17 protein-coding genes and 2 pseudogenes are annotated in these 12143 nt (G+C 36.9%); 5 read left to right on the forward strand and 14 right to left on the reverse strand.

Going from position 1 to position 12143, the window contains the following annotated elements; all coding sequences use genetic code 11:
• Nucleotides 1–13 precede the first annotated feature (13 nt).
• The 3 genes from coaA to ADH52_RS00700 all read left to right on the forward strand — a co-directional run bounded on the left by coaA (nucleotide 14) and on the right by ADH52_RS00700 (nucleotide 1824).
• Nucleotides 14–934, forward strand: a complete 921-nt coding sequence (coaA, locus tag ADH52_RS00690) for a type I pantothenate kinase (RefSeq protein WP_049509441.1) — start codon at nucleotides 14–16, stop codon at nucleotides 932–934.
• 67 nt (nucleotides 935–1001) lie between these two features.
• Nucleotides 1002–1238 carry a 30S ribosomal protein S20 gene (rpsT, locus tag ADH52_RS00695; RefSeq protein ID WP_001274000.1) on the forward strand — a complete coding sequence of 79 codons (237 nt, stop codon included), beginning with the start codon at nucleotides 1002–1004 and terminating at the stop codon, nucleotides 1236–1238.
• A gap of 52 nt (nucleotides 1239–1290) precedes the next feature.
• On the forward strand, nucleotides 1291–1824 hold the full coding sequence (locus tag ADH52_RS00700; protein WP_049509443.1) for a DNA topology modulation protein: 534 nt from the start codon (nucleotides 1291–1293) through the stop codon (nucleotides 1822–1824).
• A 383-nt stretch (nucleotides 1825–2207) separates the two neighbouring features.
• Here ADH52_RS00700 and ADH52_RS00710 read toward each other — a convergent pair whose 3' ends face one another.
• Nucleotides 2208–2585 carry a DUF1934 domain-containing protein gene (locus ADH52_RS00710; protein WP_080977892.1) on the reverse strand — a complete coding sequence of 126 codons (378 nt, stop codon included), beginning with the start codon at nucleotides 2583–2585 and terminating at the stop codon, nucleotides 2208–2210.
• A gap of 71 nt (nucleotides 2586–2656) precedes the next feature.
• On the opposite strand from ADH52_RS00710, the gene ADH52_RS00715 reads away from it, so the two are divergent.
• Together ADH52_RS00715 and yidA are read left to right on the forward strand one after the other, a co-directional pair.
• Entirely contained in the window at nucleotides 2657–3961 is a 1305-nt protein-coding gene (locus tag ADH52_RS00715; protein ID WP_049491559.1) for an HD domain-containing protein, read from the forward strand.
• 12 nt (nucleotides 3962–3973) lie between these two features.
• Nucleotides 3974–4780, forward strand: coding sequence for a sugar-phosphatase (gene yidA, locus ADH52_RS00720; protein WP_049509450.1), 807 nt, complete (start codon nucleotides 3974–3976; stop codon nucleotides 4778–4780).
• A gap of 104 nt (nucleotides 4781–4884) precedes the next feature.
• Here yidA and ADH52_RS00725 read toward each other — a convergent pair whose 3' ends face one another.
• The 13 genes and pseudogenes from ADH52_RS00725 to ADH52_RS00780 all read right to left on the reverse strand — a co-directional run.
• Nucleotides 4885–5358, reverse strand: a complete 474-nt coding sequence (locus ADH52_RS00725) for an Imm6 family immunity protein (protein ID WP_049509452.1) — start codon at nucleotides 5356–5358, stop codon at nucleotides 4885–4887.
• A gap of 32 nt (nucleotides 5359–5390) precedes the next feature.
• Entirely contained in the window at nucleotides 5391–5885 is a 495-nt protein-coding gene (locus ADH52_RS00730; RefSeq protein ID WP_049509454.1) for an Imm6 family immunity protein, read from the reverse strand.
• 56 nt (nucleotides 5886–5941) lie between these two features.
• Complete coding sequence (locus ADH52_RS11585) at nucleotides 5942–6136, reverse strand: hypothetical protein (RefSeq protein ID WP_239668900.1); 195 nt, start codon at nucleotides 6134–6136, stop codon at nucleotides 5942–5944.
• Between the two features lie 149 nt (nucleotides 6137–6285).
• On the reverse strand, nucleotides 6286–7173 hold the full coding sequence (gene ifs, locus ADH52_RS00740; RefSeq protein WP_049509458.1) for an NAD glycohydrolase inhibitor: 888 nt from the start codon (nucleotides 7171–7173) through the stop codon (nucleotides 6286–6288).
• Nucleotides 7174–7381: 208 nt separating this feature from the next.
• The gene (locus ADH52_RS00745) at nucleotides 7382–8257 is read right to left on the reverse strand and encodes a DUF4299 family protein (protein WP_049509460.1); all 876 of its coding nucleotides are present in this window, start codon (nucleotides 8255–8257) and stop codon (nucleotides 7382–7384) included.
• On the reverse strand, nucleotides 8254–8721 hold the full coding sequence (locus ADH52_RS00750) for a hypothetical protein (RefSeq protein ID WP_049509461.1): 468 nt from the start codon (nucleotides 8719–8721) through the stop codon (nucleotides 8254–8256). The genes ADH52_RS00745 and ADH52_RS00750 overlap by 4 nt, the downstream gene beginning before the upstream one ends.
• A gap of 59 nt (nucleotides 8722–8780) precedes the next feature.
• Nucleotides 8781–8975, reverse strand: coding sequence for a hypothetical protein (locus tag ADH52_RS11590; RefSeq protein WP_239682117.1), 195 nt, complete (start codon nucleotides 8973–8975; stop codon nucleotides 8781–8783).
• Between the two features lie 28 nt (nucleotides 8976–9003).
• Nucleotides 9004–9231 carry a hypothetical protein gene (locus ADH52_RS11595; protein WP_239668899.1) on the reverse strand — a complete coding sequence of 76 codons (228 nt, stop codon included), beginning with the start codon at nucleotides 9229–9231 and terminating at the stop codon, nucleotides 9004–9006.
• 213 nt (nucleotides 9232–9444) lie between these two features.
• Nucleotides 9445–10101 (reverse strand): annotated as a pseudogene (locus ADH52_RS00760) (DUF6572 domain-containing protein); the annotation flags it as partial.
• 120 nt (nucleotides 10102–10221) lie between these two features.
• Entirely contained in the window at nucleotides 10222–10650 is a 429-nt protein-coding gene (locus ADH52_RS00765) for a hypothetical protein (RefSeq protein ID WP_049509464.1), read from the reverse strand.
• Nucleotides 10651–10763: 113 nt separating this feature from the next.
• Entirely contained in the window at nucleotides 10764–11030 is a 267-nt protein-coding gene (locus ADH52_RS00770; protein ID WP_049509466.1) for a hypothetical protein, read from the reverse strand.
• Between the two features lie 33 nt (nucleotides 11031–11063).
• Nucleotides 11064–11747, reverse strand: a complete 684-nt coding sequence (locus ADH52_RS00775) for a DUF443 family protein (RefSeq protein ID WP_049491576.1) — start codon at nucleotides 11745–11747, stop codon at nucleotides 11064–11066.
• Between the two features lie 73 nt (nucleotides 11748–11820).
• Nucleotides 11821–12143 (reverse strand): annotated as a pseudogene (locus ADH52_RS00780) (hypothetical protein); the annotation flags it as partial.

Below are 12143 nucleotides of genomic sequence, written 5' to 3' on the forward strand. Positions count from 1 at the left end.
TAGGGGAAAACAAATGACCAACGAATTTTTACATTTTGAAAAAATCAGCCGCCAGACTTGGCAATCTTTACATCGAAAGACCACACCTCCTTTGACAGAAGAGGAATTAGAGTCCATCAAGAGTTTTAATGACCAGATTAGCTTACAGGATGTTACCGATGTCTATCTACCCCTAGCCCATCTCATCCAGATTTACAAACGTACCAAGGATGATTTGGCCTTTTCAAAAGGAATTTTTCTCCAACGTGAAAGCAAAGCCCAGCCTTTTATCATTGGGGTTTCTGGGAGTGTTGCCGTTGGAAAATCCACAACCAGTCGCCTACTTCAAATCCTACTGTCCCGCACACTTACAGATGTTAGGGTTGAGTTGGTAACAACTGACGGCTTTCTCTATCCCAACCAGACCTTGATTGAGCAAGGGATTCTAAATCGTAAGGGATTTCCTGAAAGCTATGATATGGAAGCTCTTCTCAACTTCTTGGACCGCATCAAAAATGGACAAGATGTAGATATTCCTGTCTATTCTCATGAAGTCTACGACATCGTACCTGAGGAAAAGCAAAGCGTCAAAGCTGCTGATTTTGTCATTGTTGAGGGAATAAATGTCTTTCAAAATCCACAAAACGAGCGTCTCTACATTACTGACTTCTTTGACTTTTCCATCTATGTTGATGCTGCAGTCGATGACATTGAGAGTTGGTATCTAGACCGTTTCTTGAAGATGCTGAGCCTAGCCCAAAACGACCCAGATAGCTACTATTATCGTTTTACACAAATGCCGATTGGGGAAGTAGAATCCTTTGCCCATCAGGTCTGGACCAGTATCAATCTCACAAATCTACAAAATTATATTGAACCAACTAGAAATCGTGCAGAAGTGATTCTTCATAAAACAAAGAACCATGAAATCGATGAAATTTACTTAAAAAAATAATTTTCCCTTGTCAAAACGTAAGTTTTCAGATATAATGGTATAGTTAGTAAATATGGAGGTAAGAACATTGGCAAACATTAAATCAGCTATCAAACGCGCTGAATTGAACGTTAAACAAAACGAAAAGAACTCAGCTCAAAAATCAGCTATGCGTACTGCTATCAAAGCTTTCGAAGCAAACCCATCTGAAGAACTTTTCCGTGCTGCTAGCTCAGCTATCGATAAAGCAGAAACTAAAGGTTTGATTCACAAAAACAAAGCAAGCCGCGACAAAGCTCGTCTTTCAGCTAAACTTGCTAAATAAGAAACAGTCCATAGAGGCTGTTTTTTTGTCCTCAAATAGGAAAAGGTAGAAAATGAAAATCGCAATTATCGGATATTCTGGTGCTGGTAAGTCAACTCTAGCCGAAAAGTTGTCTCACTGCTACTCCATCCCAAAACTGCACATGGACACACTCCAATTTCAACCTGGTTGGCAAGACAGCGACCGTGAATGGATGCTAACCGAGATGAGTAACTTTCTCACCAAGCATGAAGCTTGGGTTATCGATGGTAATTATTCTTGGTGCTATTACAAAGAAAGAATGAAAGAAGCTGACCAAATCATCTTTCTCAATTTTTCGCCATTGACCTGTCTCTTTCGAGCATTTAAACGGTATCTCACATATCGAGGTAAGGTCAGAGAAAGTATGGCAGCTGGTTGTCAAGAACAATTTAATTGGGAGTTTATCAGATGGATTCTCTGGGATGGGCGGAGCAAATCCGCTAAGGAACGCTACAAGTGGGGGCAAGAAATCTATCCAGATAAAGTTGTCATCCTTAGGTCTCAAAAGGAGATAGATTACTTTTTAGAGACTCTCGAAAAAAAGAAGAAAAAACAGCGTGAATAACGTTAGTACTATTTTGGAAGACAAAGCTCCTTTTTGGGGGCTATTTTTCCAAAATATTTTCTTCATTATTTACCAATCTATCCTATCTAAAACTCTGAATTCTATAGAAATGAAAAGGGACATTCACTGTCCCTTTTATCAATTTTTAGATTTTGAATATACAATAATCACAATCGCTAGGCCTCAAATCCTATTTACTCATTTGGAACAAGTATTAGGGAAGACGGGTATTATATTTCGCTTTAATAAATAATAGGTAATGGAATGAGTGTTATAACCTTAATCTGAAAAAATAAAGGTTTCAGCTACTAAAAATGTGCAAGAAAAGCTTGATTTCATACACTCTTTCACCTTTGTTACTATAGGCTCGGACCCAGTTATACTTAGCCCCAAGTAATTTCCAATTGATAGCTGGCAAAGGGATGTCCCTCTTGGTTTTGTAGTTGATAGTCTAAATGAATCTTTTGCCCATCAACTTCATAACTACTGGTTTGGATAATAAACTCCTGCATGCCCATGGGTGTAGGAATATAGGCTAAACTATCACTATCCTTTAAAAAGCGCATAATGGTCTTGGGATTGGAAAATCGGCTCATCACCAACTCTTGACCATGAAATTTAATCACTACTTTTTCCTTTTCTTCATTATAGAAAAGCAGGTAGCTATAGTCCCCCTTTTCATGCACTTCAACGTCATAGAGCTGGTCAATCACTTCCAACTGCTCATCAAACTGAATCGTATTTCGCATCCGAATCTTCACATCAGGTCCTCTTTCTTGTCTCTTGTCCTACTATTTTACCAAAAAGAGAAGGATTTTGCTATAATGGTCATATGAACGAAAAAGTATTCCGTGACCCAGTTCACAACTACATCCATGTCAATAATCAAATCATATATGACTTGATTAATACAAAAGAATTTCAGCGTTTGCGTCGTATCAAACAACTGGGAACTTCCAGTTATACCTTCCACGGTGGGGAGCACAGCCGCTTCTCCCACTGTCTAGGAGTCTATGAAATTGCACGACGCATCACAGAGATTTTTGAAGAGAAATATCCTGAAGAATGGAATCCTGCCGAATCACTCCTCACCATGACCGCTGCTCTCCTACATGACCTAGGACATGGTGCCTACTCCCATACTTTTGAACATCTCTTTGATACAGACCATGAAGCCATTACTCAGGAGATTATCCAAAGCCCTGAGACAGAAATTCACCAAGTTCTGCTACAAGTGGCGCCAGATTTTCCAGAAAAGGTAGCAAGTGTCATCGACCATACCTATCCTAACAAGCAGGTCGTGCAACTCATTTCTAGTCAGATTGATGCAGACCGCATGGACTATCTCTTGCGCGACTCCTATTTTACTGGAGCTTCCTATGGAGAATTTGACCTGACTCGCATCCTCCGAGTCATTCGTCCTGTTGAAAACGGTATTGCCTTTCAGCGCAATGGCATGCATGCCATCGAAGACTATGTCCTCAGTCGCTACCAGATGTATATGCAGGTCTATTTCCACCCTGCAACACGTGCCATGGAAGTTCTCCTGCAGAATCTTCTCAAGCGCGCCAAGGAACTCTATCCAAAAGACAAAGATTTCTTTGCACGAACTTCCCCACACCTCCTGCCATTCTTTGAAAAAAATGTGACCTTATCTGATTATCTGGCTCTGGATGATGGAGTGATGAATACCTACTTCCAGCTCTGGATGACCAGTCCTGACAAGATTTTAGCAGACTTATCACAACGTTTTGTCAATCGCAAGGTCTTTAAATCAATTACCTTTTCACAAGAGGATCAAGACCAACTCGCTAGCATGAGAAAATTGGTTGAGGACATCGGCTTTGATCCAGACTACTACACTGCCATTCATAAGAACTTTGACCTCCCTTATGATATCTATCGTCCCGAATCTGAAAATCCACGGACACAGATTGAGATTTTACAAAAAAATGGAGAACTGGCTGAACTCTCTAGCCTGTCTCCTATCGTCCAATCCCTTGCTGGTAGTCGTCACGGAGATAATCGTTTTTATTTCCCAAAAGAAATGTTGGATCAAAACAGTATCTTTGCTAGCATTACCCAGCAATTTTTACACTTGATTGAGAACGATCATTTTACCCCAAATAAAAACTAAAAGAGGAAATTTATGAGTATTAAACTAATCGCCGTTGATATCGACGGAACTCTAGTCAACAGTCAAAAGGAGATTACTCCTGAAGTCTTTTCTGCTATCCAAGATGCCAAAGAAGCTGGTGTCAAAGTCGTGATTGCAACTGGCCGCCCCATCGCAGGTGTTGCCAAACTTCTAGACGACTTGCAGTTGAGAGACGAGGGTGACTATGTTGTAACCTTCAACGGTGCCCTTGTCCAAGAAACCGCTACAGGCCATGAGATTATCAGTGAATCCTTGACCTACGAGGATTATCTGGATATGGAATTTCTCAGTCGCAAACTTGGTGTCCACATGCATGCCATTACCAAGGACGGTATCTACACTGCCAATCGCAATATCGGAAAATACACAGTGCACGAATCAACCCTCGTCAGCATGCCTATTTTCTACCGCACTCCTGAAGAAATGGCTGACAAGGAAATTGTCAAATGTATGTTCATCGATGAACCAGAAATCCTTGATGTTGCGATTGAAAAGATACCAGCCGAATTTTACGAGCGCTACTCCATCAACAAATCTGCTCCTTTCTACCTCGAACTCCTTAAAAAGAATGTAGATAAAGGTTCAGCTATTACTCACTTAGCTGAAAAACTAGGATTGACCAAAGATGAAACCATGGCTATCGGTGACGAAGAAAATGACCGTGCCATGCTAGCAGTCGTTGGGAATCCCGTTGTTATGGAAAATGGAAATCCAGAACTCAAAAAAATCGCCAAATACATCACCAAATCTAACGACGAATCTGGTGTTGCCCATGCCATCCGTACATGGGTAATGTAAAATGCTTAACCATAAAAAATAAACAACACCCCAAAAGGTAGAGATGAGACTCTAACTTCTGGGGTGTTCTTTTTGATTTTTCGCCAAATCTTCCAATCTGACTATCATAGTAAGCCCATCTTATATAGTTCTTTTAGGGCAGATTCTCTTGATGAGTATGGATTTCTATTGATGAAAATTTTTACTGTTTCGACGTGATGATAAAGATCCATGCTGATTTCTTTTAAATTATCAATAAAGACATCAAGTAGTTCTGGTTCAATGTTCTCTAAGGGAGAAGGAAGCTCTTTCTTATTTTCAAACTCAAAAGCTTCTTTAGCAGTCACACCTATTGCATAACTAATGTTGTCCCACAAGAGACTATTCGCTTCATTTTCATCTAATTGCATGTAGATAAATCTTCCACTGAAGTCTGTCCCATCATCTAAAAGGCGATAAAGTTCCTCTCCCCTTTTATCTCTATTCTCCAAAAAACTCCAACACGCATCCAAGGCGGTTCGAATGTGTGAAGTGTATTGTGTTTCCATACGATTCGCAATTGCTTCAGCAAAAATCAACATAAAATAACTAGTAAGCATATCCTCTCCTGATCTATACTTGAACGAATAGCCTATTCGTTTTCATCAGATAAAAATAGTGGTCCAAAGTAGTTTTTAACGAGCTCATCCTTTAAATATCCTTCTATTTCTGGCCCAGATATTTGTGAAATAAGTTCCCTATTTTCAGCTAGGATTTGTTTGTAACTTAAGGAAAAAACCTCAAGTATGTCCTCGTCGACACTTTCAATCGCTTGTGGTAGGTATATTTCTTCCGAAGCGAAATATGAATAGTGACAAACTAGGACATAGAAATTAGCGATACAGTTCCATACTAGTGGATTGGTTTTCTTATCCAACACCTGAAATGTCAAGATATCCTGCTCGTCTATATTTTCCAGTCGATTATATAAAATATCTGGGCAAAAATCACTCTCTTTATCAAGCTCCTGTTTGGAAAGTTTTAAGGAATCAAGGACAAACTCCTGATATTCTTTCTCACTGATAAGATCTACAAGACCGTCTATCAACTCCTGTAGGAAGCGCAATAAATTTCTATTATCATTCATCAGTTTTCCTTCTATTACTAAAAACTAACTTAGTGATCCACTGAAAAACGTGTCAATCACTCTTCCTCTTCAAACATCAGAGCATCCAGTTCTTCGCTCTCTGCCGCAATTTCTTCAAAGGTGGAAATAAGATTATTTACTATTTCTAAGGTGATAATACCAGTAGAATCCCTCATCGTAACCTTAGTTCCAATGGCATTCAACTCATGGATGAGTTCTCGAACCTTTCTCAATCCATCCAAATCTAACATGTCTACTTCTATCACTGTGTCATGATCTTTGATTCTGGATTGGATTAAAGAAAAAGGCAATGATGAATGGTTTCTTAACAATTTATAGGTCCCTGATTTGTCACCTATAGAATCAATAAAAATAGCTAGCATCGTTTCCGCTCCCTTTATTACTCTGGCAATTCTACCTTCAAGCTCATATCTGTAGGCTGCAACACTTTCTGAACCGCTGCAAGAAAGGCTAGTCCATTATCCGATGGAGAATACTGGAAGGTGATGTGGATGACTTTTTTATCAAAGTTATCACCATATCGCTCCACATACTGCTTGCTTTCGAGGAAGTAGATATAGTTATTGAGTTTTTCTTGAAGTTTCAAGAGATGTTCCTCTTCCAGAGACTCTATCCATTTGTTTTCATCAATCAACAACAACTCCAGATGGTCATCAGAAACACCCATAGCATCGATGCTTGTAACATCTAGTTCAATTTTCTCAGCTGTTTTAATGGTTTCTACTACCTTAGGGGGATTGTAGTATTTTTCCTTGAATTCCTTAAGAATCTTCTCTACCTTTTCTTCGTCACACTGTCTGTATAATGGACTACGGTCTAATACATTACATAGTCTTTCATAGGTATAAGTACGTTTCTGCTCATCCGATAATTTTGAAATGCTTTCTATAATATTTCTTACCAATTCATCTGTTTCAATAACAAAGGGAAGGCTTGTATATCTTCTTAAACGACTGCCTTGCATAGAAATATAATCAGTCACCTTATCTAATTTGACTAGGTCAGTCGATAAGCTAAAATCTTTCAAGATGTCAAAAGTTCTTCTTGCTATATCCTCATCACCTTCCACATACAGAGGATATAAGCAATATTCCATTAATACTCCAATATCTGTACTATTCACATCATAAGAATCTCGTTGTCGAAAACGATACTTCGGTTCCGTCCCTAGAAAAACTTCAGCTTCTTTCCCTTCCTTCATTATTTCACGATAGTCTTTTACAAAATTTTGATAATTTTCTTTATTTTTCAATTTATATATCTGCATTTATTTACTCCATTGATATATTCTACCTATTTCTGGGTATTTACTTGCACTATTGTTGAATGATGGTATTAAAACTTTGTCTTATTATAGCATAAAATAAATACAGAAAAAATAAAATGGGGAACTTAAGGAAAAAGAAAACCACCTGAAAAAAATATCAGATGGTAAACTTTTCAATCTTGAACAAACTAATAAGTTTCTTAGAATGTTAGTTTTGTGATAACTTCTGAAACATTTCAGGAGAAATTGGATCCACAAGAACATACTTGGCATCTAGCATATAGATTCCCTCAGTCAATGACTCTAAGAATTCCCGATAAGGAACCTCGGCTAGTTTTTCCCCATCGGCTGTCATGATAAACAGTCGTGCAACTGCAACTTTACTTCCTCGATACTCTTGTAAATATTGAGGTTCTAGCTCTGGTTGAGCCGGTAAGATTGTTCGTCCTTCACTATTTAGATAATTGATAGGGATAATGATGTCCTCTCCATTTTGCTCTACTTTAAAAACTTGTTGCTCAGAGTAATAAGCATTTAGCTGTTGGGTAAAGCGCAAACGCTGGTCATAACTATTTAAGAGTTGATCATCCGGCACATGGATAATCTGCCCTAGGTAAAGTTCATTGATGTAAATAGGACGTTTCACTCCCATAACTTCTACTATAGGATGAACTTTTACTTCCTTAGTCAATTCTGAAAGAGCTGATAAGAAAATATCTGTGAAATGAAATTCTAGAATAGAATCTTTATCATAGTCCACGCCATCATGTTCACACACTCTTACATCTAAAAGAACCAGCAATGTTTTCAAGAACATCAAGGCCCCAGTCCAGTCAGAAGCTGTCGCCAAATCTGGAACAGATACCTGATAGGCTTGACCATCAAAAGATAGACGGAACCCTAGACTAGACTTCTCTTTGACCCCAAACTGAACAGAATGGAAATCCGAAATAAGAGAGTCTGCAGATGGCTTTAATCCTGCATCCTTAGCGGAAACGCTGTAACATTCAAAAAGTTCTGCTTGAAGCACCTCACCAATTCTTAGTGATTGGTTGCTTTTTATTGTAAAATTAACTGATTTCATATTTTTCTCCTTCGGTCTACTGGCAAATCCTTTCTACGACGTAGAATCGTTACTTCGCTGACAGGGATTTTTCCTGATGCATACGTAATATGACCGTACTTATCATCCATCAATGAAGCGCCATCTGCTATATTGTTTTCATTTAAAAATTCTTTATCAGAAACCAATATTCGCACATAAGAATCAGGTGCTGTAAAATCATCATCCCCATGCTTGTGACCTGCGATTTCAAATTCATGATCTTTATACAAGACACTATCACAAACCAAATACCTTTGACTAACCTCACTATAAGGCACAAGCTTCCCGTATAGACCTTCTCCTTCACCATCTACATAGGAACTATAGGGGAAATAGCCTTCTTTCAACATTTCCGGATTTTCTGAAAGAAGGATATAGTCATTTATATAATTCACAAAATTAGAGTATACTTTGTTTTGGTAAACTAAATATTCTTTACGCATACTAACCCTCCACGTATTCCATTATACCATATTCACAACAACAAATTTTCCGTACTACATCACTCATTTCCTGACCCAGTCTGTTCTATATTTTCTTCATTCTCTCGTTTCTCTTTTAAATCTTTCAATGTTTTATCAATAACCCTCTTAACTCCCTCATCACTCATTCCAGAAATATGGTAAGGGTAATTTTGACTCTCCTTACTTGAAGTTTGATTTTGTGTACTTTCTTCAGTTGATGAGTTATCGTTCAAATCTGATGTTGTCGTAGTAGATACAGGTTCAGAATTTGAACTTTTCTTTGACAGGTCTATACAACACCGAAAATGTGAAGAATAAGGCTAGAATCGATGCGATAAACGGAAATATCTTTTTATCTGATTCATCTGATGAAACCTTAACTCCACTGGTGCTAAGTGCCTTCCATTCAGGGTGCAATTCTTCGATGGCTTGTTTCTCTTTCCAAAGCGGAACTAGTAAGAAATGGTTAAAAGGTAAAACTGTAGCCATAGCTGCCGCTCCTAATGGAATAAACCTATTTGAATTCACGATAAGCACGATGCTTAGTATAGATAATAATACGAATAGAATTATTACTAATACTAGTCGAATTTTATATTCTTTTTTAATCTGGAGATATCTTTCTTAGGATACCTTTTCTTAATCTTGATTGGGATGATTTGAGCCTTCCGATATATTTTCCTTATCTGAAAAAATGCCATCATCCGGTAATTCTACCTTCAGGCTCATATCTGTTGGCTGCAACACTTTCTGAACCGCTGCAAGAAAGGCTAGTCCATTATCAGATGGAGAATACTGGAAAGTGATATGGATGACTTTTTGGTCAAAGTCATCACCGTATCGTTCCATATACTGTTTGCCTTCGAGAAAGTAGATATAATTGTTAATTTTTTCTTGAAGGATTTTTAGATGAACTGCTTCTGTTTCTTCCTCCCAGCCAATTGGATCCACAAGGAGTAACTCTAAATGATTATCAACTATACCAATAGAGTCAAGTTCGCTAGGTTGCAATTTTGAAACGATGGCTTGGGTGGCAATTTGAGTAAATTCCTCTGCTGAAAAAAGACGACGACTATTTTGGGGATTTTTTAGAATAAAGGAAGGATTATTCTCAATGAAAAGTTTACTAGATTCATCTTGTGTATATTGCTTTTTTGATTTCCAAAAACCATATTGTGCATAATTCATCAACTCTTTTCCAGTATGTTCTCCAGACATATAGCTGTCGGCAGCTTCTTTTGGGATTTCTTGAACCACTTCTGGCATGGTAATATTAAAAGTTGGATAACGTAAAAAATACTTGTCACCATCTTGACAGATTTCCAACATGTCTTTTTGACTTAAATAAATAGTTTCCATTCTCATCTCCTTTGCCTATTACTATAAATATACTGATTTATTATTCCCTAATGCAAATGAACTATCTGTTGAGACTTCATCTGAATTCTATTGGTTTCTCTTATAATGTCATCCACTTTACTATAAAGGCCAGCTTCCTGTTTCAGCATAAATCATGACTTCATATGCTCCCCTAGAAGATTCAAATGCTCTATCCATCAGTTCTTTAATAATAGGATAGCGAACTTCTGGCCCCATGGCTCCGCCAATTTCTTTAAAGAAGCTAATTTCGTAATAGCCGTCTGTCTCATATACAATAAATCCATTGCCTCTATGTACAATCGTATCCGATTGATTATAATCTTCTAACTCATCTTTCTGTGGCCAACGATGATGTTCACAATAAAACATTACTTCTAAAGAATCTTTTTCTGATGTTGAAACACGTTCTACTAATTCCTGGCTAATGGGAAAATTAAGCACTTCTTTCCCTCTACTCCACAGAATCTGATAATCATTATTGTTTTTTAATATCGTACAACTTTTGTATTGCTGAATTTCTATTGTCATATAAATTTGCTTCCTTTATTTAATATTGCAGAATTATCACAGACCAAAAAAGATTTAGTTGGTGCGCACATTCCTTATTAAACTCTCCTAGATGAACTAGTCCTTTATATTGTTTATTCTTTTCTTTCATTTCCTTTTTTCAGTTCTTTCTCCAATTGTTTTAAGACGACTAAAATGTCACTTTTATAATCCATTGTTTCATCTACAAATCTTCTCGCTAAACTAAAAAAACTAATGTTATTGATATTTTCCCCTCGTTCTATAAGCTTAGTTAGCTTATATATATCCTGTGTAATTCCCGGGTATAACTTCTGACCTGGATATTCTAAGTTAATCAGATCTTGTAATCGTCCTATATATTGGGTGTATTGGTTCTTCATAATTGAATTCCTTATTAACTTTAATCACTTCGTTTAATTTTTACTATTATTTGATCTAACATCAACTATCTCATATTCCCGTTCTTCTCCAGGTACAAAGGCAACGTTTATGCTTGCAAGAAAAATGAACATTGTTAAAATCATCATCAAAAGCATAGCAACATTTTTTATATAAATAAAAGCTAAGGCAAATATAAGAGCTAAAGCAAAAAAACATAGGCGTAAAAGAAGCATTTTTACGTAAAATCGCAATGAATTTACTGGTTTTATTTTATAATAATTAGATTGCTCCAACGATCTATTGAGTAATTTTTCCAAATCTTTTTTCTTGTTAGAATATAAAATCTGAAGCAAACCAAAAGACAATAATAGACCAATAACTACTAAAAGCAAACTAGTTACAATCGAAAAATTTACATAAAAGTTGGTAAATAAATCAATATGATTCATACGAGCCCAGGCATTCACAAAAACTGCCAATCCTGCGGCTAATGACGTTGGAAGGATAAATTTGCTCGCTTTAGCGTTTTTTTCTTCGATTTTAACAAGTTCTTCATCTGAAATAGCATAAACTTTCTGATAAAAATACCAGTTTAAAGGCAAACAGACGTATCCGAGAAAATGTTTAGGAGATCTATCTAATAGATACTGTCTCCCCTGATAATAAAATAATAGGTATCGAAGATTCCCTTTATAATATAATTTTATTTTTTGCATTCTAATCCTTACTAATTTAAGAAAACATGAGTTTTTCCCAAGCTTCGAGGAGTATCTCGATATCGGCGATATCTTATTTTAGTATTTTATCATTTATTTTATATAAGTGATGACTTTCAGTTCCAAATGCAACATTAGAAGTCGATAAATATAGAAAGATGATTGCATTAGGCATTAAACCAAAAAGTAAGTTACCTGAGTAAAAATAATACAAGGACATAAAAAATACTAGTCCACCAATAACTACTAAAAAGCCTAGCAATTGTTTAAAGTCAATTTTTACTGGTGTGATTTTATAGTATTGTAAATGCCTAAGTTCGCGCCCTAGCACGGAGGCCATCCTTCTTTTCCGAGAATAGTAAAATAATTCAACCAGAACATATGTTAAAAGAAAAG

The sequence above is a fragment of the Streptococcus pseudopneumoniae genome, assembly GCF_001072665.1.
GTDB classification, from domain to species: Bacteria; Bacillota; Bacilli; order Lactobacillales; family Streptococcaceae; genus Streptococcus; species Streptococcus pseudopneumoniae_S.